The following is a 22,687-nucleotide window of genomic DNA, read 5'->3' as shown; positions in this document are numbered from 1 at the left end:
TGATGGGTACATTGTAACATAACACTGTTACGTTGTTAAGCCCAAAAACGAAACAAAGCATTTCAACATCCGCAAAAAAACCCGCCCATCATCGATGAGCGGGTTTTTTCACTATTTTAAATCACGGTAATTTTGCTGGCGCAGCGCTTCATAAACAAGAATCGCGGCAGTATTGGACAGATTTAACGATCTGACATGCTCTGTCATCGGAAGACGCAGGCAGCGGTCCATATTATTTTGAATTAAATCCTTTGGCAAACCGCTTGTTTCTCTTCCGAACACGAAGAAATAATCCTCGTCAAGATCAGTGTAATCAAATGATGTATGAGGCTGCTGGCCGAATTTTGTAATAAAGAAAAACTGGCCTTTTTCATATGCCTCAAACAATTCTTCTAACGAATCATGATACACAACGTTAACAAACTCCCAATAATCGAGTCCGGCACGCTTCAGCATTTTATCATCCGTTGAAAAGCCGAGCGGACGAATCAGGTGTAGCGTTGTATTGGTTGCTGCACAAGTACGTGCAATATTCCCTGTGTTAGCGGGAATTTCTGGTTGATATAAAACGACATGTAATGCCACAATGTTCACCTCTGTTTTTCTTATCCGCCCATCATTATAACATTAATTACTCTTTTGTCGTATCATCAACGATATGAAAAAAGGCATATCGTATTGACTGCGTGTATGCTGTAGAATCCTCATATGACCAATACCTCATCCGGCTGTCATAGGTCTGGGCGTTGACAAGCGGCATATTGCCTTTGTCCTTTGCCACGACAATCGTTGTATGATTAAAGCGGCCGTCTCCTTCGAAGTCATAGCAAATCACATCGCCCGGCATCAGTTCTTCCGCTGATTTCACCCGCACCGCACGCAGTCCGGCCTTTGAATTCGACAAATACATTTTCATAGAGTGCGCCACCGTCCAGCTGTAGCTCCATGAGCTTTGTTTCATCCACCAGCCTGATCCCCTGTTCGGATGACCGCGCATCGGCGCGCCTCCTGCATGAAGACACTGAGAAATAAAATTTGTACAGTTATCGCTGAAATTTTTATAAGCAGGATTGCGCTTGTTCCAAAATTTCTCGGCATATTGGACAGCGCCGAGACGATCGTATTGAAAAGCCCTGCCAAACGCTTCTCTTTCCTCTTCAGCTTCAGAATAGTCAATAATACTGGTCCCTTCATGAAATCCAGCCGGCTTTTTCGCAATTTCCTGATCACTAATCAAAATGTGATCATACAGGAAAGCCATTCGCTCCTCTATGTGCTCTTCTATATACAAGCTGTCATCTTGTTCCTTACACACGTATTCGTAATGAATGGTATACGAAAGGCAGGTCGTTCCGTCATCCTCAACCCGCACATGATTAATCACGGCCTTTGCTTTCGCTTTTATGATGTCAACTTTACGTTTTTCCAGAAGCTTTTTCTTACGCTCCATGACTTTAAGGTCTCCGACTTGAGACTCCTGTCTCATAGCATGCCCGTTAACCAGAAAGCCCAGCCGCTCCTCCGCTAATTGTTCTAAAATGTGCTTCAAGCTCACCCCACCCGCCATACTTTTTTATAGAGAAAAAACACTTGGATGATCTCAAGTGTTTTTTCCTTCTGCTCTATACGTATGTCAGGACAAGCCTCGTTTAGTCATGCCTGAAGCTTTTAGCAAATCAATTCCTTTTTCAATTTCCAGCTTTGCCTCTTCATCCTTCTCTTTTTCCAGCGCTTTTTCAAGCTCTTCCGCGTATGCGGGGTCTCCGATTTTTCCGATTGCCCATGCGGCTGTCCCCCTGATGACAGGACGCGGATCCTTGTGCATCAGTTCCGTCAATTCAGGCAGTGCGGAAGCATCCTTAAAATGCGCAAGCGCGAGAATGGCGTTTCGCTGAATCGGTTTTTTTCCGCGCCAAGAACCTGAGACATGCCCGAATTTCTCCTTAAATTCCCGATTGCGGATGGTCAAAAGCGGCTTCAATAACGGTTTGGCAATCTCAGGATCAGGCTCCATTTCCGGATGAAGATGAAAATCCTTCCCTTTATTGAGAGGGCATACCGTTTGGCACGTATCGCACCCGTACAGGCGGTTTCCGATTTTTGTCCGGAATTCATCAGGTAAAAATCCTTTTGTCTGGGTCAGAAAAGAGATGCAGCGCTGCGCATTAAGCTGCCCGGGATTAACCAGTGCTCCCGTCGGACAGGCGTCCAAGCATTTCGTGCAGGACCCGCACATATCTTCAATCGGCACATCAGGCTCAAAAGGGATATTTGTGATCATTTCCGCCAAATACACATAAGAGCCATACTCGGGTGTTGTGATCATACAGTTTTTCGCACTGAATCCAATTCCGGCACGTTCCGCAACGGCGCGATCAGACAATTCACCTGTATCAACCATTGACTTCGTTCTGATATCCTCATGCTTGCTTTTTAGAAAATCCTCCAGTAGATCAAGCTTTTCCCTCAGCACATCATGATAGTCTTTTCCCCAGGAGGCTCTGCAAAAAATGCCCCTGCGCTCAGTTCTCGTGCTTCTCGGCGCATCCTTCATTCTGGAAGGATATGCGAGAGCAATTGCCACTATTGATTTCGCTTTCGGCAAAAGAAGCTTCGGCGTCACCCTTTTTTCGATATCCGGCTCTTCAAAGCCGGAGAGATAGCCAAGTGATTCTTGAAGAATCAAACGGTCTTTTAAACTGTCAAAAGTATCAGCGGTCGTAAAACCAATCTTGTCCACGCCAATGCTTTTCGCGTATTCAATTAATTCTTCTTTGAGCTGATAAACGTTCATGTTTTGCACAGCCTCCTTTCTTTGTGATAAAACGATACAGCGTTTATAATAGGTTGATATCACGTAACTGGAGTGAATGCTAGTGAATATCAAACTTGATTCTGTTATTACTGAACGTGCGGCCGGCTTACATGCAGCTGCTGTCATTTATGAGAATATCGAAGTCGGCTCCTCACCGCAAATGCTGAAAGGCAGACTCCGCCTGTTTCAAGAATCCTTGTTTTTCGACTATGCGGACGGCGGTATATCCGATGAATCCTTCGTCAAGGAATGGCAGAAACTCTTTAAACAGCTTAACCCTTCATTTGAGGGAGAAACAACCCCAATGGAGGACATGCTGGTCCCGATATCCAAGGAACAATTCATGGAAAGTAAAGACTCGGCCCATGACACAATCGATTTTTTCGCATTAAAATATTCTCTGCCTATTATGATTTATGATGCCGGAAAGCTTCATGAGCCGGTCCGGATCTCATTGGGAGAAAAAGAAAACATACTGCTTTTCTCTGATGAAAACGGCATTTTTGGCGATTTCAAAAACAGCGTCAACCACTATCCCGTTTCAAACGAGACTAAGAATATGCTGCAAATCATTTTTTTCCCGCCATCGATTGAGAAAAGCAGCGCTGTTAACCTCTTATCATCATTAACGAAAATGTTTGAACAAATTCACGGCGGCACCCATACAGTACATTGGCTTACGTAAAAGAACACGAATACCGTGTTCTTTTTCACATAAAAAAACGCAATACTTCGTTTATCTGAGAAACGAAACACTGCGTTAATAACGTATGTATGGAGCGGGTGATGAGAATCGAACTCACGACATCAGCTTGGAAGGCTGAGGTTTTACCACTAAACTACACCCGCATTTGTGATTGTCAGCAACAGTACCGCTCTGACTTTTTTTATATTACATGTTTATTTATTTTTCGTCAAGGGAATATAAAAATTTTGTCGAAAAAAAGTTATCTTTTTGTAAAGTTGTTAAGTTCCATTTACATAATGTTAAGTATACTATACAATATAATCAATCGAGATTGTGAAGGGGACAGACGTCATGATGAAAAATAAAGTAAAAGAGCTGAGGGCACGCTTCGGCTATTCTCAGGAAAAACTCGGAGAAACGGTCGGCGTCACAAGACAGACTGTGGCAGCGATTGAAAAAGGCGATTATGTTCCCTCACTGCTGTTAGCACTGAAAATCTGCAAAGCCTTCTCCATGAAAATGGAGGATGTCTTTTGGTTAGAGGAGGAAAACTAAGATGAGCATGAAAACAAAAGCAGCTTTTCACCTTGTTTTATTTGGCCTTGCATGCTGGGCGCTGATTTCATACTTTGAAGCCTCAGAAGGCATAGCATCTTTTTTCGGCACAAAGAGCGGCGGGATGGTATTTGATTTAAACCTCACTCCCTTTATTCTGTTTGTTGCGGCGTCTGCGGTTTATTTGTACTTACAGAAAAAAAGCCGCCCTGCCAGAAAGCAGCTACTTCTGCCTGATGAGTTTGAAGAGCAGGATGAAAGAGAGCAGATGATGACGGCAAAAGCATGTCGCGCGTCATATATCGCTGTCTACTTCTCGCTGCCTGCCGCAGCGGTTCTTCTCATTTTTTATCCGCTATTTCAATCGCGCATTCCGTTTTTCCCTATTATTATTGTGTTTATCATCATGATCATCCAGCACCTTTCCTACGTCATCTCTTTCAAGAAAAACGAAAAAAACTCCGGCGCGCTGTAATCGGCCGGAGTTTTTTCTTACCAGCTTGCTTTTTTCACACCGGGAATCTGGCCTTTATGGGCCAGCTCCCTGAAAGCGATTCTGGACATTTTAAACTTCCTCATATATGCTCTCGGGCGCCCCGTTACCATGCAGCGGTTGTGAAGCCTTCCCGGTGCTGAATCTCTTGGCAGCTTGCTGAGTGCCTCGTAATCTCCTTTTTCCTTCAACTCGCGTCTAATATCAGCGTATTGTTCAACAAGCTGTTGGCGTTTTAACTCTTTTGCCACTTTTGATTTTTTAGCCAAGTCACATAGCCTCCCTTTTAAATCGAAATTATTACGATTTAAAATGTATCATGCACCATTCAAAAAAGCAAGCATACCGCTTTGTAAAACAGACGGCCTGAAGCCGCCCATTCTAATGATGCAATTCCACATAATACAGTAACGCATCTTGATGCTTAATGAGCTCTTTTTTATGTTCAGAGGTGTGCATTGTCTCGTCAGTCCCTCTAATACTGCTGCCGATCAAAGCAGGCTTCTCGAAAGTAATCGGTTCCGGCGATGAAATATTCTGAGTCATTTCCTGTGTTGTGCTATCGTCGCGTTTCACCGATGAATCAGCCGCTATATTTCCCTGTTTATCCACAATGCCAAAATGAATGGTGGTATGTTTATTCTTTCCTTCCCCCTCTTCCTTCTCAAAATAAACAAATTGTATGGTATCAGTTTTTTCCTCTGAATAATCTGCACGAACCGGTCCAAACCTCTCAACAAGCTTTCCCTTTTGATAGTGTTCGATGTACATGTCAGCTGAAGAAATACCTTCACCGATATTGACGGCTTCGGCAGTGAATGCCTGTGAAGCTGCGACATCCATTCTATTTTTTTCAAGATCTGATATGTCCGCCGCTTTGATTTCCATCTGTTTTGAATGTCCGCATGCTGACAGCATAGCTATGAGGCAAATGACTGCCGCGCTTCTCAATGTTTTCAGAAAAAAAAGCCCCCTTTTTTTGAATATCATACCATGTTCGGGGGGCTGTATTTTAGTTAAACTCATGCATTTTTCTCTTTGACAAAATAAGTGTTTCCTACCGCTTCTCCCCTTTTGTTCTGAAGCTTTCTCGTCCGATCATTTTCAAACGGCAAAAGCGGAAATATAAGCTCTGCAAAATAATACGCTTCTTCTAAATGCGGATAGCCTGAGAATATAAACGATTCTATGCCGAGTGCCTGGTACTCCGCTATCCGGTCGGCAATCGTCTGCGGATCACCGACAAGAGCTGTTCCTGCCCCTCCTCTGACTAGGCCGATCCCCGCCCACAGATTCGGACTGATTTCAAGCTTCGTCCGATCGCCTTGATGAAGGACGGCCATCCGCTGCTGGCCTGAAGAGTCGTAACGGCTCAAAGCTGCCTGCGCTTTGGCAATGGTGTCATCATCCAAGTGGCTGATCAAGCGCTCAGCCGCTTCCCACGCCTCTTGTTCAGTTTCACGGGCAATGACATGCAGCCTAATGCCAAATCGAACGGATCTCCCTTCTTTTGCCGCTTGCTTTTTGACTCTCTCTATCTTTTCTTTTACTTGTTCAGGCGGCTCCCCCCATGTCAAGTACACGTCTGTATGCTTTGCGGCAGCTTCAATTCCAGCCTGTGACGAACCACCGAAATAGATGGGCGGATGCGGCTCTTGCTGCGGCGGGAAAAGCAGATTGCTGTTTTCCACTTTTATATGCTTTCCTTCATAGGAAACCGTTTCTCCCTGCAAAAGTCTCCGCCAAACGGTTAAAAATTCGTCTGTTGCCTCGTAGCGCTCATCATGGCTGATAAACAGGCCATCGCCTGCCAGCTCATACGGATCGCCCCCAGCCACAACGTTGATCAGCAGCCGGCCGTCTGAAATGCGGTCTAGGGTGGACGTCATTCTGGCTGCCAGAGAAGGCTGCATTAAACCAGGTCTTACCGCGACTAAAAACTTTAAGTCCTTTGTTTCTCCTGCCAGTGCCGACGCTGTAAGCCACGGGTCCTCGCACGATCTTCCCGTTGGCAGAAGAACTCCTGTATATCCCAGCCTGTCTGCCGCCTGCGCGACTTGTTTAAAGTAAAGATGATCCGCAGTCCGTCCATCACTTTCAGATCCTAAATATCTCGCGTCTCCATGAGTTGGTATAAACCAAAGAATTTCCATATTCATCTCCCCTTTATATCTTTTATCCTTCGTAGCTGTTTCTCCACTTTAACAGCTTTCGTTCAAGCAGCCTGACGAAGGAATCCGTCAGCTTTCCAACCACTGCAAAAATGATAATCCCTGCAAAGACTTTATTCGTTTGTGAAAACTGTCTCGCATCCATGATCATATAGCCGACTCCCGAGCTTGAGCCCATCAGCTCTGCCACAACGAGCCCGAGCCATGCAATGCCGAGCGATAAGCGAATGCCTAGCAATATATTGGGCAGGGCTGCCGGCAATATCACTTTGGATATTTGCTGGTGCCATTTAAATTCAAGCACCCGGGCGACTTCAAACAGCTTCGCGTCAACCCCGCGGATGCCGTTAAACGTATTGATATAGACAGGAAAGAAGGCACCGAGCGCAATCAGCAAAATTTTAGATACTTCGTCAAATCCGAACCATAAAATAAACAGCGGCGTGACGGCCAGATGAGGTACGGTTCTAAGCATTTGCAACGACGGATCAAGATACAGCTCCGTCCGTTTGGAGAATCCAGCCAAAATCCCGATCATCAATCCAAGCCCCGCGCCAAGCAAAAAACCAAGTGCCGCCCGATAAATGCTGATTTGCAGATGGCCGAACAGTTCGCCGGACAAAATAAGCTCCTTAAAGGTCAGAACAATCGTAACAGGTGTAGGCAGCACTGTAGCGGACACAATCCCCAGCCCGCCGATGACCTGCCAGATGGCAATGATGACAGTGGGCAGTAAAAGCCCCTTCATCCAGCCGTATCTCTTCCTTCCGGGCTTTTTTCGCACCGCTTCCGCATTCGTTTTGGGCAGCGAGCCCGCAGCCTCTGCTTTCATCATTGATCACCTCCTGAGGAATGTTCCTTTAATGCTTTTTTGATAAAAGTGTTATCGACAACATCCTTCACATCAATCTTCTTATCTATCGCCTTTGTTCGAAATTGAAAATCTGCTGTTTCCTGCTGCGCTTTCACAATGTCGTCACTGATGACCTCATTCAGAGGTTCAGTATTTTTCAGCACATTTTCGACGACCTTTTTATCGAGATCTTTAATGTCAGAATACAAGTCCGCTGCTTCATCCAGATGTTCCTTTTGCCATACAACGGCTTTATTAAACACCTTCAGAAAACGGACCACTTCGTCTGGATGCTCTTCTGAAAACTTTGTTCTTACTAAAGTAAAACCCGGTGAATATAAATCTGTGCTTTCTCCGTTCACAAGGATTTTTGCTCCGTGTTTCATTGTTTCTAAGGACAAGTACGGCTCCCAAATGGACCAGGCATCAACAGATCCGTTTTCAAATGCGGAAGCTGCTTCATCAGGCTGAAGCTGAATAATTGTCACATCATTAGCTGACAACCCCACTTGATCAAGCGCTTTATACAAAAAATCAAACCCGCTGCTGCCTTTGGCGACTGCAATTTTCTTCCCCTTTAAGTCCTTAACGTCTTGAATGCCGCTGTTTCGATTGACAAGGATGCCGTTTGCTTTCAAGCCGTCCTGAGACAAACCGATTTCTTTAAAGTCAATGCCTGCCGCCTGTCCAGCGATCACAGGCGAATTACCGACTTGAGAAAAATCAAGTTTGTCTGCCGCAAGGCCTTCAAATTGGGGCGGACCGCTTTGAAACTCCACCCATTTCACTTTGATGCCTTCTTTTTCAAATGCATCTTCGAACCAGCCTTTTTCCTTTGCGATCAAAAGCGGGCTTAAGCTTTGCTGAATACCAATACGTATTTCCTTCAATTGTTTGTGGTCACCGCTGGCTCCATTTGCTCCACAGCCTGCGAGCAGAAAAATAACGGCAACCAATACAATGAGTCCTTTTTTCATTTCCGCTTCCGCCCTTTCTATATCCCTGATCCTTCTGCGTACTCCAAATCTTCTGTTTTCTCGAATTCCGACAGCACTCTCTGTCTGATCGCTTGGAAATCCGGAGTCGTCCGGTTTCGCGGATACGCCAGGTGAATGGGCATCAGCTTATGGATTTTCCCCGGTTTGGCCTTAAGGATCGCAAGCTCATTTCCTAAATAAACAGATTCATCTATATCATGAGTCACGAGAATCATCGTTGTTTTTTTCCTCCTCCATATATCCAGCAGCACGTCCTGCAGGTGTTTTCTTGTAAAAGCGTCGAGTGCACCAAACGGTTCATCTAAAAGCAGCACCTCAGGCTCCCGCAGAAGGGCCCGGGCGATGGCTACTCTCTGTGACATGCCGCCTGACAGCTCGCGCGGATATGCTTTTTCCGATCCTTTCAATCTGACAATCTCGATCAGTTCATCCACCTTTTGTTTGACTTTTGGGTCCTTCAAATTCAAGTCGGCTGCAATATTCTGCTCAACAGTCAGCCAAGGAAAGAGGCGGTGTTCCTGAAAAATAAATCCTTGCTGAATACCCGGAGCTGTTACGCTGCGGCCGTTAATTTCAACACTCCCGTCATATTCAGAATCAAGCCCTGCAATAATCTTTAACAGGGTGCTTTTTCCGCACCCGCTCGGTCCGATAAGCGTTAGAAATTCGCCTGGTGCGATTGATAATTCTATGTTCTCTAAGACCGTGTTTTTGCGGCCCTCTTGAACAAATGCCTTTTCTTTGATGCTGATGGTCACAGCCACTTTTATCCCTCTCTTTCTGCCAACCCCGCCTTCAAAAAAACAAAAAGGCCCCCATCTCTGTTCTTGTAGAGATGAGAGCCTTCGGCGGTCCGATCAGCTGCCCAATTGTTTTTTGTTTGAATAACATGTTAATTCAAATTATTCCGATATGTCAACTCTTTTTTAAATACGATTTTTGATATCCTTGTTTATCACTTACTCTGCTTGTTTCGCAAATAGAGAAGGAAAAATTATTTCTCCAAAAATTATTAAGTGTCATAAAAATCTGTTACAACAAGGTTTTTCAACACTTTCGATACTAGATATCGATTAATAGAGATAACTATTTTATAATAATTATAAAATAATATTGACTTTTTACTTAGAGATGATATTATGTTCTTATAAATTCCAAGAGGTGATAACATGAGTTCAAATAAACTGACAACTAGCTGGGGCGCTCCGGTTGGAGATAATCAAAACTCAATGACTGCCGGTTCTCGCGGACCAACTTTAATTCAAGATGTACATTTACTCGAAAAATTGGCCCATTTCAACCGAGAACGTGTTCCTGAACGTGTTGTTCACGCCAAAGGAGCAGGCGCACACGGATATTTTGAAGTGACAAACGACGTAACAAAATACACGAAAGCCGCTTTCCTTTCTGAAGTCGGCAAACGCACACCGTTGTTCATCCGTTTCTCAACAGTTGCCGGTGAACTTGGCTCTGCTGACACAGTTCGCGACCCGCGCGGATTTGCTGTTAAATTTTATACTGAAGAAGGAAACTACGACATCGTCGGCAACAATACGCCTGTATTCTTTATCCGCGATGCGATTAAGTTCCCTGATTTCATCCATACACAAAAAAGAGATCCAAAAACACACCTGAAAAACCCTACGGCTGTATGGGATTTCTGGTCACTTTCACCAGAGTCACTTCACCAAGTGACAATCCTGATGTCTGACCGCGGAATTCCTGCAACACTTCGCCACATGCACGGCTTCGGAAGCCATACATTCAAATGGACAAATGCCGAAGGCGAAGGCGTATGGATTAAATATCATTTTAAAACGGAACAAGGCGTGAAAAACCTTGATGTCAATACGGCAGCAAAAATTGCCGGTGAAAACCCTGATTACCATACTGAAGACCTTTTCAATGCAATCGAAAACGGTGATTATCCTGCATGGAAACTATATGTGCAAATCATGCCTTTAGAAGATGCAAACACGTACCGTTTCGATCCGTTTGATGTCACAAAAGTTTGGTCTCAAAAAGACTACCCGTTAATCGAGGTCGGACGCATGGTTCTAGACAGAAATCCGGAAAACTACTTTGCAGAGGTAGAACAAGCGACATTTTCACCTGGAACACTCGTGCCTGGTATTGATGTTTCACCGGATAAAATGCTTCAAGGCCGACTGTTTGCTTATCATGATGCACACCGCTACCGTGTCGGTGCAAACCATCAAGCGCTGCCAATCAACCGCGCACGCAACAAAGTAAACAATTATCAGCGTGATGGACAAATGCGCTTTGATGATAACGGCGGCGGATCTGTGTATTACGAGCCTAACAGCTTCGGCGGTCCAAAAGAGTCACCTGAGGATAAGCAAGCAGCATATCCGGTACAAGGCATCGCTGACAGCGTAAGCTACGATCACAACGATCACTACACTCAAGCCGGTGATCTGTATCGTTTAATGAGTGAAGATGAACGTACCCGCCTTGTTGAAAATATCGTTAATGCTATGAAGCCGGTAGAAAAAGAAGAAATCAAGCTGCGCCAAATCGAGCACTTCTACAAAGCGGATCCTGAATACGGAAAACGCGTGGCAGAGGGCCTTGGATTGCCGATTAAAAAAGATGCTTAATGTAGAAATGCAAAAACCCGCTGTAGTCAGCGGGTTTTTTTATATTTAGTTACACATTGCGTATGCTTCTCATCAATCTTCATATAAATTTCTTCCATGAGCTCCGCGTTGTTTATAATCTCTCGTTTGTTTTTTTCAATCAGCAGCTCAAGCGGCAAAATCTGATTCCCGTAGGTTTTTCGCTTCCTGAATCGTTTTCTCCCCTTTTCTTTTTTGACTCCCATCAATAATCCCTCCTTTTTCATACAAAAAAGGCCCTTATCTAAACGATAAGAGCCTTCGGTGTTCCGATCAGCGCGATAAATTTGAAAAATTTGTACTGACCATGTTAATTCATACAATACCGACCTGTCAACTATTTTTTAAGGGAGTTGACACTGTATCAGATTGCATCCCCGCTTTTTCCTTATACACTCTTTTCCCTTGACGCATAAGCTAGAGAAACTAGAATACGAGAGAAAGAGATGTGGGAGTGTGGAAAAGACAAAATTGACCGGACGTATCGTGACACGGGATGATCCGGACTATAACGAAGCAAGAACCAATATTAACCTAAGCTTAGAAAGGTATCCTGACATCATTGTGTTTTGCCAAAACAAACAGGATGCACTCAATGCGCTGAAATGGGCGCGTGAAAACCGTGTGCCTTTCCGTATTAGAGGCGGCAGACACAGCTATGAGAACTTTTCCCTTTTAAATAACGGTCTTGTTATTGATTTAAGCGAGATGAAAAAAATAACTGTGAATCAGGATAAAAAGCTGGCCTATATTGAAGCGGGGGCTGAATTGGGAGAAGTCTATCGGACACTCTGGCAATACGGCCTGACGCTTCCCGCAGGCACCATTGCTAATGTAGGGCTCACAGGTTTAACTCTCGGAGGGGGAATTGGACTTTTAACAAGGGCTGCCGGCCTTACTTGCGACAGCCTCGTGCAGCTTGAGATGATCGTAGCAGACGAAAAAGAGGGCGCTGATCTGATTACAGTCAGCTGTTCAAATCATCCAGACTTATTTTGGGCGTCTCAGGGAGGCGGAGGAGGCAATTTCGGCATAGTCACCTCCATGACATTTAAAGCAGTGCCCATCTCTCAAGTGTCGATTTTTTCTATAACATGGGGATGGGATGATTTTGAGGAAGTATTTAACACGTGGCAGCACTGGGCCCCGTATACAGATGACCGGCTTACATCATCAATAGAGTTTTGGCCTAAAGAAGTAAACCGCATAGAAGCCCTCGGCCAATTTGTCGGGCCAAAAACAGAGTTAAAAAAACTGTTAAAGCCTTTATTGAAAGCAGGAAGCCCAACAAGCGGAATGGTAAAAACAATGCCGTTCATCGAAGCGGTAACCTTTTTTAACAGCCCGGGAGGCAATCAGCCTCAAAAAATGAAACGCTCCGGCTCTTTCATTGAAAAGCCATTATCAGAACGTGCGATTTCAACAATAAAACACTTTTTAGAGCACGCTCCGAATCAAAACGCCAGTGTCTGGCAGCAAGCACTCGGCGGGGCAGCCGGACGGATCGCTCCCGACCAAACGGCATTTTATTATCGTGATGCAATCATCGCCCAGGAATACTTAACAAACTGGACATCTCCTGAAGAAAAAAGACAAAATGTCCGCTGGATTGAGGGGCTGAGAACGTCCCTTTCGAGAGAAACGATGGGAGACTACGTAAATTGGCCAGATATCGAAATCAGAAACTGGCCAAGAACATATTACGGCGAAAACGTTGAACGACTCCGCCGTGTCAAAACGAAATATGATCCCGAAAATGTTTTCCGCTTTGAACAGAGTATTCCTCCGCTTCGACGCTCTCTGTTTTTCTAAAAAAATGAAGATGGAGCATTCTCCATCTTCATCTTTTTTATTGATATAAATTGCTTCCCGTATCGACAAACTCTTTTGCTTTTTCTTTTAATCCTTTATTTATGGCTTCTGCTTCACTGAGATCGTTTTTCTTCGCATAATCCCGAATATCCTGTGAAATTCTCATGCTGCAAAATTTCGGACCGCACATGGAACAAAAGTGAGCGGTTTTTGCTCCTTCAGCAGGCAGAGTTTCATCATGGTATTCAAGGGCTCTCTCCGGATCAAGAGATAAATTAAACTGATCCCGCCAGCGGAATTCAAAACGGGCTTTCGATAACGCATCATCCCGGGTTTGTGCTCCGGGATGCCCTTTTGCAAGATCCGCAGCGTGCGCAGCGATCTTATATGTAATGACTCCTTCACGAACATCATCACGATTTGGCAGCCCCAAATGCTCCTTCGGCGTTACATAACAAAGCATTGCTGTCCCGTACCAACCGATCATCGCCGCTCCGATCGCTGAAGTAATATGGTCATATCCCGGAGCAATATCCGTTGTCAACGGCCCCAATGTGTAAAAAGGCGCTTCTTTACAAATGTCCATTTGTTTATCGACATTCTCTTTGATTTTATGCATCGGAACATGGCCAGGACCCTCAATCATCACCTGAACATCATGCTTCCAGGCAATTTGCGTCAGCTCTCCAAGCGTCTCTAATTCAGCAAACTGCGCTTCGTCATTGGCATCAGCAATTGATCCGGGACGCAAACCATCCCCAAGAGAGAAAGCAATATCATACATTTTCATAATCTCACATATTTCTTCAAAATGTGTGTATAAAAAGCTTTCTTGATGATGAGCCAGACACCACTGCGCCATAATCGCTCCCCCGCGTGACACGATACCAGTTGTCCGTTTGGCAGTCAGCGGTACATACCTAAGCAAAACACCCGCGTGAATCGTAAAATAATCCACTCCCTGCTCTGCCTGCTCGATTAGCGTATCACGATAAATCTCCCACGTTAAATCCTCAGCTACGCCGTTTACTTTTTCAAGCGCCTGATAAATCGGAACAGTTCCCACAGGCACGGGGCAATTGCGGATAATCCATTCACGCGTCGTATGAATATCTTTTCCGGTAGAGAGATCCATCATCGTATCCGCTCCCCAGCGGATGGCCCACGTCATTTTTTCCACTTCTTCTTCAATGGATGACGTAACCGCTGAATTCCCGATATTTGCATTAATCTTCACATGAAAATTCCGGCCGATAATCATTGGCTCACTTTCAGGGTGATTAATGTTTGAAGGAATAATCGCCCGGCCGCTGGCTACCTCGTCTCTGACGAATTCAGGAGACACATGCTCACGAATGGCGATAAATTCCATCTCGGGTGTAATGATCCCCTTTTTTGCATAGTGCATTTGTGTGACATTTTGACCTGCCTTCGCCCTCAGCGGTTTCCGCTTTAATCCTGGATAGCTTACGTTTGGTTTTGCTTTTTTATAACCGTTATCTTCTGGTTTTATAGCCCGACCTTCATACTCTTCCACGTCACCGCGCTCTGTGATCCATTTTTGGCGGAGCGGCTTTAATCCTTCTTGAATATTAATGGTTACTTCAGGGTCCGTATACGGTCCGCTTGTATCATAGACACGCACAGGCGCGTTTTCCTCTTCGCCGAACGATCCCGTCGTCGGACTCAATGCAATCTCCCTCATCGGCACTTGGATGTCCGAAGAAGAACCCTCCACGTATACCTTCTTGCTGCCTGAAAAACTTGACATAATGGAAATGTTGGCTTGCTGCACTGAATTGTTTTGCATTACTTTTCCTTCCCCTTTCTACGTTTGAAAGGACAAAATCAAGCCCATAACCAGCACAAAAAACCGGATTCATATAAATGAACCCGGTTACAGTCAGAAAGAAACATATTATTGCCCAGCAAGACAATAACAAAAACAATTCCTCTACTTCCCCACGCTGGTACGAACCAGATCAGGTCCAAAGGGTTAAGAAGCTTGCCTTCTCTCTCAGCCCGAAAGCGGGCACCCCCAGTAACTATTGATTTCGCACTCATCTTATCATAAAATCAATCTGAAAAAAAGAGGAATATAGATAATATTCAGCCAATTTCACCCTAAATATTTGACCGGCAACGGGATTTCAGCTATTTCATGTTCAGCCATCATCACCCGATATGCCTTTGCACCCGACCTTGAACTCACAGTCTGAAACAGCTGATCATTTATGAAATGGAGAGCAGCCCCATCATCCGCTGCATAGCCACTGCATAAGAACTTGTTAGATATCAGCTGGTGGTATGCCGGTCTCCGATCCTTTTCCCCGTCATAATGGGGACAAAAGCTCCCTTGCAAAAAACCTAAACTTTTCAAACTTGTCAGCGGTCCGGCTGAATCTGTCACCCCTTCTTCAAACCAGCAGATCGCACCGGCACTTATTCCAGCTACAACCACACCGTTCTTCCATGCTTCCCTGAGAATATGGTCCAGCCCCCACTCTTTCCATAACACAAGTAAATTCCGCGTATTTCCCCCGCCAACATAAATCACGTCCATTTCCATAACAAAAGAAGCTAAATCTGATGATGGCGGCTTAAACAAAGATAAATGAGACGGCACGCAATCCAATGTTTGAAATGCATGATAAAACCGCTGAATATAGTTTTGGGAATCTCCGCTCGCCGTCGGCAAAAAACAAATACGAGGCTGCTCTCGTTTTGATTGATTGAGGATATATTGATCGAGGGACAAATTATCCGGCTCCATCGAAAAACCCCCGCCCCCCATCGCAATAATCTGCTTCATCATCACACCCCCCAACAAAATTTGTTGCTTATTATAGCATTTTGTATAGAAGCAAGAAACAAAGTCAAATACTTTCTTATCAGGAGCTGCTAAAAAAACAAAGGAGGTGGTTTCCCATTGAACAAAGTCTTTGTCCCAAAGATATTCTTGATTTGTTAACAACAATAAAAACCAGCATTAACAAATACACTGTCGCAACAACAGCAACCGAAAATCCCCACATCAGAAGAGCATTGCATGATCAATTAGATACAGCTGTTTATCTCCATGATGAACTGTCAGATCTTCTGTTAGAAAAGGGGTGGCTCGGGTGAGCAATTCCAAATCGATTCGCTTTTATCTTACAGCAAAGACCACAAAAAGAGACGGGATCTCAAAGATGAGATGCCGTCTCTTTTTTATTGCTCCACTCTTCTTAAAGCCTCATTTACCGTTTCTTTTATAAACACGTCTTCACCGCTTAATCGGTCTAAACTGAGATCGCCGTTTCTCAGCCTTTCGGAAATATTGTTTATATCCTCCTCTACTGTGATTTGCAGCTCACCAGCCAAAAACATTCTGTGTAATTCATCTGCAACCAAACTTTCTTTATTCACTTCCATCCACTCCTTTATTTTCAATATTATTCTTAGTCTGTCCCTAGGCCGAGACGAATAATAGGAAAAAAGTATGAATCAAACGAATCTTTTTTCCTCCTTCTTACGTATATCTGTTGAGAAAAAAGAAAAAGGGGAAGATCTAACATGTCACTTTTTAAGAAGCTTGCGGCAAGTGCCGGAATTGGAGCAGCAAAAGTTGATACTATTTTAGAGAAAGACGCATATTTTCCTGGAGAAGAAGTACGGGGAACGGTACATGTCAAAGGCGGAAAAATCGCTCAGGACATCCGTTATATCGATTTACAGCTTAGTACACGGTATGTCATTGTAAAAGACGATGAAGAGCACCGGAAATACGCTACAATTCATTCTTTCCGGGTCACTGGTTCATTTACCATTCAGCCTGGTGAAGAGCATCAATTTCCGTTCACATTCACTCTGCCTCTAGATACGCCGATCACTGTAGGGAAAGTAGAGGTTGCCGTGGTGACAGACCTTGACATTCAAGGCGGTATCGATAAATCCGATCATGACCGCATTTTCGTTGAAGCGCACCCTTGGATTGAAAATGTGCTTGAAGCAATCGAAAACCTGGGCTTCCATCTTAACGAAGCAGACTGCGAACAAGCGCCCTACTTCCAGCGTCGTCTTCCGTTCGTTCAAGAATTCGAATTCGTTCCGACTTCCGGATATTATCGTCAGATGCTTGATGAATTAGAGCTCATTTTCCTTTTAGACGAAGACGGTTTGGAAATCATTTTCGAAGTCGACCGCAGAGCAAGAGGACTCCGAGGGTGGCTGGAAGAGATGTATAATGACGGGGAACAGCTTGTACGCGTACGTTTCAGCCAATCAGAGCTTGAAGATACAGAAGAGCTAGAAGAGGTGCTAGAAGAGATCCTAGACCAATACGCTGAGTAAGTGATAAAAAAGAGCCTCAACTAGGGACTGCCCCCCATAAGATGAGACAAATAAAAACACCTTCAAGTTTGGATACGGATGAGTGTTATTCGACATTAGACTTGGAGGTGTTTTTTCTATGGGGACAAGAGTGAGTTATCCAGTTGAAGTCAAACAGAAGGCTGTAGAAATGAGATTGGCAGGCGTGCCCGTTGAAAGAGATCATGCAGGAATTAGACGCAGGTTCAGACAAGGGTTAGATGGCATAGGGCTGGTGTTACACATCGATTCGAACAGCCTGTTAGAAAGCAATACACTTACGGAAAAGGTCCGGAGTATGCTTCCGAATTAGAGAAACTGCAGACAGAGAATCATTATCTGAGACAACAGAATGAAGTGTAAAAAAGTACAACGAATTGGAAAGGAAGTTGATAGCCAAACATCAGTCGAACTTGTAGAAGAATTGCACAGCACAATGAACGTGCAGGATATCTGTATTCATTTAGGTATCTCTCGAGCGTCTTATTATCATTCGGAAGAAGAATCTCAAGAAAGAACATCCTAAACGGCCTCTGGAGAAACAAATTGGCGCAGTATGCCGAAAGCCCCAGTTCGATAGGGATATCGAAAAATCACAGCTATATTAAAAAAGAGAATGTGTATTAACTATAAAACGGTTCAACGTATTATGCAGAAAAATCAGTGGCAGTGCCGGCTAAGGTGAAAAAGCGTAAGAAGAATGGGCAGCCATATGCCGTGATTGATAATATATTGGATCGGAACTTTCAGTCTGATCGTCCTCTAGAAAAACTAGTAACGGACATCACGTATTTGCCTTATGGACAGAAACACTTGTACCTTTCCAGAATTGAATTTATATAATGGGGAAGTAATTGCTTTTACGATTGGAGATAAACAGGACACAGATTTTGTTCTAAATACACTTGATGCTGCCAACACTGCCCAAGAACTGCATGTTACATAGTGACCAAGGATCTGTGTATACATCTTACGAGTATCAGAAAGCAGTTAAAAAAAAGGCATTACCATGAGCATGTCCCGCAAAGGGACGCCCGCTGATAATACCACATACCAGTGGTCGGGGGGCGAACCGACACACTCCAGAGGGAACACGATTTTGAGTCGAAAAGTTCCTTCTGTATCTAATTTTATTATCCGTTAATTTTAGTGATATTAAGTAATTCTACAGATAATTGAAGTCTAGAATAATTTTGTATTCACACGACTTATATTTAATTATACTATAATCTGCAGAGATGAATAAAGAATATTTTCGTACGTTATGTTACCATGGACAATGTTGTAACGTTAGATATGTTTCGAAATTATTGCCTTTATCTCTTCATAAACTTCAATATTCTCAAATTCTAAATCTTCTAGGTTATGATCAATTTTTCTTTCAAGGATAATCCAGAAGGTGCTTCCTTTTTTCATTTTATTTTGTACGAAACCTCTTAGGTTATCTCCTATTGCTTCTTCAATTGAAAAATCTTTAAAGAATGACCTAAGCGTTCTATTAGTAATTAGTAACAGTTGCTTATTAAGGTTCTGATTATTAAAGATATCTTTAAAAACTTCAACATTTATTTTGTCGGCAGAATCGTATTCCTTATCTGCATGTTTATTGACAATTTCTGTAATTAGTAAATAATATGTTGCTATAAAAAGGAATGCTGAATTAACTCTAAAGTCATTTGATCCACTCTTATACTTTAATTCTTCTTTAGCATACATTAGAATTAAATAAGGAAAGAGAAAATGTTCTAAAGGTAGACCTTTAGTTTCTTCATTCATTATATCTTTCCACCTACTACCTACTGGAGTCAATTCGTTAGCACGCCCATAAGCTACATTCGGCATTAGTTTTATAGCAGCTGTAAAAGATTGAATTACTTCTTTCGCAGGCAGAACGTATTTTTTCTTTCTATTAACACTTCCAAGCAGATAATTATAACGATCATTACCTCTATAGGACTCTTGTTCTTTTCGATCTAAAGTTATGAATGCCCCTCTCTGTATTTCATAAAAATAACCCAAATTTTTCATTCGATCTTTTAAGCCATTTTGAAATCTGTCTAAAGCATAAAAATCCAGCCCTCTAACAGCATTTTGGCTATTTGTGAACCTTGTAATATTGTCTCTTAGCTCTTTCTTTTGAGACTCATCAGCACTTCGTTTAGTTTTAATCACTTTCACAAGTAAGTGTCCATTGGATTCTAAAGCAGAGAGTTCTTTATTAGTCTTGTGCTTATAGAAATCACCCAGAGTTTTGGCAGTTTGACACCCATTAACTATTTGCGGAGCTTTCATTACTAAACTCCCCATAGTCTCATAGTACTCATCACAAACCACAGTAACCCCATTATTGTAATACCAAAAGTTTTCTGGTTCATTTCTTATAGTATGTTTAATACCTTTGTTAATTTTGGTACTCTTTAGATAGTTTCTTATATTTGAATGGAAGAGAAGGTTTTCACCTTCGTTAACAAATTGAGAAAAGTCTTTAACTCTTACTTTTGCTACAGTCGTTTCGAAAGTAGAGAAATTCTCTTCTATATTCATCCTGAATGTTTTTTCACGAAAGTCTTTTGGTAACATTCCTTTTTTTATTTCTATACTTTCCTGAATATCATCTAAATCATGTGAAAAGAAATTCAAATTCTTAAATTCCATACTAAGATGTTTTAAGTTGGATTTTATCTGCATTCTTTCCCAATCACTTATATGATTGTTCGTAATATAGTAACAATTTATAGTTTCATCATTCTGATATGACTCTCTAACATTTTTACATGCTTCTTTTACAGAATCTCTTTCTGTAGTTGGTTCTTCTATACATATTCGTTGGCAATCAGCTATAAACCTTTGTGTGGAGTCAATATTGTGAGATGTCTTATACTTACTTTGTAGTAAGTGAACTTCACCGTTATATTCAAAAACCGCGTCTAAACCGTTATCAAACTTTCCACCTATTTCTTTAGCTTCAGCTACTTCATCTTCTCTTAACTCAAATATGTTATAAAGTATCCACTCACAAAAACTGTCTCCGATACTTACGGAGTCATTACTTCCACGTTCACTAAGATACTCTTCTATAGATTCCTCAATTTGATTTTGTAAAATTTGGTCGTAATTGTTCTTTTTTGCTGCCCCCAAACTCATCTCTCCTTAGGTAAGAATTCATAGGATAATTTTAACACTAAATCTCTTAAAAAAGGATACTAAAAATAAGTAATTTAACCCCCTGTAGCAATTATCAAACTCAACATACTTTTAATCTATTACAGAAAACCTATTGGAGAGAGGTTCATATTGAATGGCATTTACTCTAGTGTTCACATATTAATAGACTGCTTCGGTTTCCACTCACTTCCATGCTTAACTAATTATCGCTACTGTAATATTTGGAACTAGTGTATATATGTGGAATTAATCAAAATGCCCTATTTAGCCCCCCTGCCTCCCTCTACATACCCCTTACCATACCCCACCAGCTACGCTTCGTATGCTTGGGCTACCGCCCAACCAATTACATCCCTCTAATAACATAGAGTGTTATAGGGACATAAGTTATTTATACTTTTTTAGTCTTTCTTATAAGGAAAAATCCCAAAATTCCTGATATCAATGTTTATAGCAATCCTTTATACCTTTTTTGAATAACACTTTTCACTAACATTCTTTTATTTTTGGATTCATATAACGGTTTGCAAAGTAAATACAAGTAGACTTGTTTGCGTAGATTCGTAGCCCTCGCTGTTGTCTCAACAAATTGTTTCTTTAAGTTCTTAGGACAAATCTTCTTCGAATATTACTTGAATGTTGTCCACATTACTTCATTACTGGGAACCTTTTCTTTATTATGGTAAAAATTAAATCCATTATCCTTTAAGAGTTTTTGTGATTTGAATTACCAAATAAGTTGGTTAATTTACTCTTGCTAAAAGCAGAATGTTAGATTTTATTAGTTCTCTCAGGTGCGCGTTTATCTTCTTTGTGTATTGGAATGTAGTTAACCAATCTATAATAACCATCTATTTCTGCTACGGAATAATATGTGTAATCCACTTGAAAAAGATCATAGTAGTAACTCTGGATTTGTCGCTTGAACATGTAAGTAAGTACATAGTCTTCCTCAAATCTATGGGAGCTATCGAAAACCTGGGCTTCCGTCTTAAAAAGCAGACTGCGAACAAGCGCCGTCTTCCATTTGTTCAAGAATTCGAGTTCGTTCCGACTTCCGGATATTATCGTCAGATGCTTGATGAATTAGAGCTCATTTTCCTTTTAGACGAAGACGGTTTGGAAATCATTTTCGAAGTCGACCGCAGAGCAAGAGGACTCCGAGGGTGGCTGGAAGAGATGTATAATGACGGGGAACAGCTTGTACGCGTACGTTTCAGCCAATCAGAGCTTGAAGATACAGAAGAGCTAGAAGAGGTGCTAGAAGAGATCCTAGACCAATACGCTGAGTAAGTAAAAAAAGGAGCTAAGGCTCCTTTTCTTCGATAAAAATAAAAACCCGTTTCTAAATAAGAAACGGGTTCTTCAGTATACCGGTGGTCGGGGTCGAACCGACACTCCAGAAGGAACACGATTTTGAGTCGTGCGCGTCTGCCAATTCCGCCACACCGGCAAGTTTTTTACGTCGTATCTAACCGACGAATATAAATATATCATGGATCTCATAATGTGTCAACGTATTTCAAAAAAGTTTTTTGGGGAATATAAAATAGAAAGTGTTAAGAGAATCTCTATCATCGATTTCTCATAACTTAGCCAGTTATGAGAAATCAAAGCAATAAAAAAATGATCTACATAAGTAGATCATTTATAGATTAGTTATAATGATAAAACACAAACACCAATTCAACTTACCATGTAAGTAAAATTGGTGCCGAGGGCCGGACTTGAACCGGCACGGTAGTCACCTACCGCAGGATTTTAAGTCCTGTGTGTCTGCCAATTCCACCACCCCGGCAATAAGAAGGCGACACCCGGATTCGAACCGGGGATAAAGGTTTTGCAGACCTCTGCCTTACCACTTGGCTATGCCGCCGTAATTGGAGCGGAAGACGGGATTCGAACCCGCGACCCCCACCTTGGCAAGGTGGTGTTCTACCACTGAACTACTTCCGCATTTTTAATGGACTTAATACATTATATGCAGTTGATATAAAAAGTGAGACTGGGCTAGCTGGATTCGAACCAACGCATGACGGAGTCAAAGTCCGTTGCCTTACCGCTTGGCTATAGCCCAATGATAATATGGGGCGATTGATGGGAATCGAACCCACGAGTGCCAGAGCCACAATCTGGTGCGTTAACCAC

The 22,687-nt window shown here is 42.7% G+C and carries 21 protein-coding genes, 7 tRNA genes, 2 pseudogenes and 1 riboswitch (1 of these 31 cut by a window edge); of the genes and pseudogenes, 9 read left to right on the top strand and 21 right to left on the bottom strand.

The window, feature by feature from the left end; genetic code table 11:
• Positions 1–111: 111 nt before the first annotated feature.
• The 3 genes from trmL to queG all read right to left on the bottom strand — a co-directional run bounded on the left by trmL (position 112) and on the right by queG (position 2,794).
• The gene (trmL, locus tag NSQ12_RS04860; RefSeq protein WP_003233442.1) at positions 112–594 is read right to left on the bottom strand and encodes a tRNA (uridine(34)/cytosine(34)/5-carboxymethylaminomethyluridine(34)-2'-O)-methyltransferase TrmL; all 483 of its coding nucleotides are present in this window, start codon (positions 592–594) and stop codon (positions 112–114) included.
• Positions 595–631: 37 nt separating this feature from the next.
• Positions 632–1,567, bottom strand: coding sequence for an amidase domain-containing protein (locus NSQ12_RS04855; protein ID WP_072592515.1), 936 nt, complete (start codon positions 1,565–1,567; stop codon positions 632–634).
• A gap of 66 nt (positions 1,568–1,633) precedes the next feature.
• A complete protein-coding gene (queG, locus tag NSQ12_RS04850) occupies positions 1,634–2,794 on the bottom strand; it encodes a tRNA epoxyqueuosine(34) reductase QueG (protein ID WP_339176058.1) in 1,161 nt (386 codons plus the stop codon).
• An 82-nt stretch (positions 2,795–2,876) separates the two neighbouring features.
• Here queG and NSQ12_RS04845 point away from each other — a divergent pair, with 82 nt between their 5' ends.
• Positions 2,877–3,500: a B3/4 domain-containing protein gene (locus tag NSQ12_RS04845; RefSeq protein WP_003245517.1), complete on the top strand. Its 624-nt coding sequence runs from the start codon at positions 2,877–2,879 to the stop codon at positions 3,498–3,500.
• Between the two features lie 90 nt (positions 3,501–3,590).
• Here the strand turns inward: NSQ12_RS04845 and NSQ12_RS04840 are convergent.
• A tRNA-Gly gene (locus NSQ12_RS04840) sits at positions 3,591–3,664 on the bottom strand.
• A 193-nt stretch (positions 3,665–3,857) separates the two neighbouring features.
• Here NSQ12_RS04840 and NSQ12_RS04835 point away from each other — a divergent pair.
• The gene (locus NSQ12_RS04835; RefSeq protein WP_009966860.1) at positions 3,858–4,058 is read left to right on the top strand and encodes a helix-turn-helix transcriptional regulator; all 201 of its coding nucleotides are present in this window, start codon (positions 3,858–3,860) and stop codon (positions 4,056–4,058) included.
• A gap of 1 nt (position 4,059) precedes the next feature.
• Positions 4,060–4,533: a lipoprotein gene (locus tag NSQ12_RS04830; protein WP_003245008.1), complete on the top strand. Its 474-nt coding sequence runs from the start codon at positions 4,060–4,062 to the stop codon at positions 4,531–4,533.
• A 17-nt stretch (positions 4,534–4,550) separates the two neighbouring features.
• On the opposite strand, the gene rpsN is transcribed toward NSQ12_RS04830, so the two are convergent.
• From rpsN to NSQ12_RS04800, 6 genes are all read right to left on the bottom strand, one after another.
• Entirely contained in the window at positions 4,551–4,820 is a 270-nt protein-coding gene (gene rpsN / locus NSQ12_RS04825) for a 30S ribosomal protein S14 (protein ID WP_024573218.1), read from the bottom strand.
• A 112-nt stretch (positions 4,821–4,932) separates the two neighbouring features.
• Positions 4,933–5,469: a hypothetical protein gene (locus NSQ12_RS04820; RefSeq protein ID WP_339176660.1), complete on the bottom strand. Its 537-nt coding sequence runs from the start codon at positions 5,467–5,469 to the stop codon at positions 4,933–4,935.
• A gap of 104 nt (positions 5,470–5,573) precedes the next feature.
• On the bottom strand, positions 5,574–6,704 hold the full coding sequence (gene ssuD, locus NSQ12_RS04815) for an FMNH2-dependent alkanesulfonate monooxygenase (protein ID WP_339176056.1): 1,131 nt from the start codon (positions 6,702–6,704) through the stop codon (positions 5,574–5,576).
• A 22-nt stretch (positions 6,705–6,726) separates the two neighbouring features.
• The gene (locus NSQ12_RS04810; protein WP_339176054.1) at positions 6,727–7,557 is read right to left on the bottom strand and encodes an ABC transporter permease; all 831 of its coding nucleotides are present in this window, start codon (positions 7,555–7,557) and stop codon (positions 6,727–6,729) included.
• Positions 7,554–8,552, bottom strand: coding sequence for an aliphatic sulfonate ABC transporter substrate-binding protein (locus NSQ12_RS04805; RefSeq protein ID WP_029317518.1), 999 nt, complete (start codon positions 8,550–8,552; stop codon positions 7,554–7,556). Before NSQ12_RS04805 ends, NSQ12_RS04810 begins: the two co-directional genes overlap by 4 nt.
• A gap of 17 nt (positions 8,553–8,569) precedes the next feature.
• A complete protein-coding gene (locus tag NSQ12_RS04800; protein WP_021479704.1) occupies positions 8,570–9,337 on the bottom strand; it encodes an ABC transporter ATP-binding protein in 768 nt (255 codons plus the stop codon).
• Positions 9,338–9,742: 405 nt separating this feature from the next.
• Here NSQ12_RS04800 and katA point away from each other — a divergent pair, with 405 nt between their 5' ends.
• Positions 9,743–11,194, top strand: coding sequence for a catalase KatA (gene katA, locus NSQ12_RS04795; protein WP_014476225.1), 1,452 nt, complete (start codon positions 9,743–9,745; stop codon positions 11,192–11,194).
• A gap of 26 nt (positions 11,195–11,220) precedes the next feature.
• Here the strand turns inward: katA and senS are convergent, their stop codons facing one another.
• Positions 11,221–11,418, bottom strand: a complete 198-nt coding sequence (senS, locus tag NSQ12_RS04790; RefSeq protein ID WP_015715547.1) for a transcriptional regulator SenS — start codon at positions 11,416–11,418, stop codon at positions 11,221–11,223.
• 250 nt (positions 11,419–11,668) lie between these two features.
• Here senS and NSQ12_RS04785 point away from each other — a divergent pair, with 250 nt between their 5' ends.
• The gene (locus tag NSQ12_RS04785; protein ID WP_015715546.1) at positions 11,669–13,024 is read left to right on the top strand and encodes an FAD-binding oxidoreductase; all 1,356 of its coding nucleotides are present in this window, start codon (positions 11,669–11,671) and stop codon (positions 13,022–13,024) included.
• A gap of 37 nt (positions 13,025–13,061) precedes the next feature.
• Here the strand turns inward: NSQ12_RS04785 and thiC are convergent, their stop codons facing one another.
• Together thiC and NSQ12_RS04775 are read right to left on the bottom strand one after the other, a co-directional pair.
• On the bottom strand, positions 13,062–14,834 hold the full coding sequence (thiC, locus tag NSQ12_RS04780; RefSeq protein WP_015715545.1) for a phosphomethylpyrimidine synthase ThiC: 1,773 nt from the start codon (positions 14,832–14,834) through the stop codon (positions 13,062–13,064).
• A gap of 132 nt (positions 14,835–14,966) precedes the next feature.
• Positions 14,967–15,074, bottom strand: a riboswitch (TPP riboswitch).
• Between the two features lie 69 nt (positions 15,075–15,143).
• Positions 15,144–15,836, bottom strand: coding sequence for a Type 1 glutamine amidotransferase-like domain-containing protein (locus NSQ12_RS04775; RefSeq protein ID WP_015715544.1), 693 nt, complete (start codon positions 15,834–15,836; stop codon positions 15,144–15,146).
• A 41-nt stretch (positions 15,837–15,877) separates the two neighbouring features.
• Here NSQ12_RS04775 and NSQ12_RS04770 point away from each other — a divergent pair, with 41 nt between their 5' ends.
• Positions 15,878–16,150: a spore coat protein gene (locus NSQ12_RS04770; RefSeq protein ID WP_010886449.1), complete on the top strand. Its 273-nt coding sequence runs from the start codon at positions 15,878–15,880 to the stop codon at positions 16,148–16,150.
• An 84-nt stretch (positions 16,151–16,234) separates the two neighbouring features.
• Here NSQ12_RS04770 and NSQ12_RS04765 read toward each other — a convergent pair whose 3' ends face one another.
• On the bottom strand, positions 16,235–16,438 hold the full coding sequence (locus tag NSQ12_RS04765; RefSeq protein WP_003233478.1) for a hypothetical protein: 204 nt from the start codon (positions 16,436–16,438) through the stop codon (positions 16,235–16,237).
• A 141-nt stretch (positions 16,439–16,579) separates the two neighbouring features.
• Between NSQ12_RS04765 and spo0M the strand changes: the two genes are divergently transcribed.
• Both spo0M and NSQ12_RS04755 read left to right on the top strand, forming a co-directional pair.
• The gene (spo0M, locus tag NSQ12_RS04760; protein ID WP_041851055.1) at positions 16,580–17,356 is read left to right on the top strand and encodes a sporulation control protein Spo0M; all 777 of its coding nucleotides are present in this window, start codon (positions 16,580–16,582) and stop codon (positions 17,354–17,356) included.
• 118 nt (positions 17,357–17,474) lie between these two features.
• Positions 17,475–18,419, top strand: a pseudogene (locus tag NSQ12_RS04755) (IS3 family transposase); the annotation flags it as partial.
• Between the two features lie 245 nt (positions 18,420–18,664).
• Here NSQ12_RS04755 and NSQ12_RS04750 read toward each other — a convergent pair.
• The gene (locus NSQ12_RS04750; RefSeq protein ID WP_256683312.1) at positions 18,665–20,512 is read right to left on the bottom strand and encodes an AIPR family protein; all 1,848 of its coding nucleotides are present in this window, start codon (positions 20,510–20,512) and stop codon (positions 18,665–18,667) included.
• A gap of 987 nt (positions 20,513–21,499) precedes the next feature.
• Here NSQ12_RS04750 and NSQ12_RS04745 point away from each other — a divergent pair.
• A pseudogene (locus NSQ12_RS04745) lies at positions 21,500–21,832 on the top strand (sporulation protein); the annotation flags it as partial.
• Between the two features lie 78 nt (positions 21,833–21,910).
• Here the strand turns inward: NSQ12_RS04745 and NSQ12_RS04740 are convergent.
• The 6 genes from NSQ12_RS04740 to NSQ12_RS04715 form a co-directional block, all read right to left on the bottom strand.
• A tRNA-Leu gene (locus NSQ12_RS04740) sits at positions 21,911–21,992 on the bottom strand.
• Positions 21,993–22,248: 256 nt separating this feature from the next.
• Positions 22,249–22,337, bottom strand: a tRNA-Leu gene (locus NSQ12_RS04735).
• Between the two features lie 7 nt (positions 22,338–22,344).
• Positions 22,345–22,415: transfer RNA gene (locus NSQ12_RS04730), tRNA-Cys, on the bottom strand.
• Positions 22,416–22,420: 5 nt separating this feature from the next.
• Positions 22,421–22,495, bottom strand: a tRNA-Gly gene (locus tag NSQ12_RS04725).
• A 49-nt stretch (positions 22,496–22,544) separates the two neighbouring features.
• A tRNA-Gln gene (locus NSQ12_RS04720) sits at positions 22,545–22,616 on the bottom strand.
• Between the two features lie 9 nt (positions 22,617–22,625).
• Positions 22,626–22,687 (bottom strand) — tRNA-His (locus NSQ12_RS04715) (it continues 14 nt past the right edge of the window).

This window comes from Bacillus sp. PS95, assembly GCF_037963565.1.
Lineage (GTDB): Bacteria > Bacillota > Bacilli > Bacillales > Bacillaceae > Bacillus > Bacillus subtilis.
Note: the sequence above shows the minus strand (reverse complement) of the source record. Positions and strands in the feature narration are given on the sequence as shown.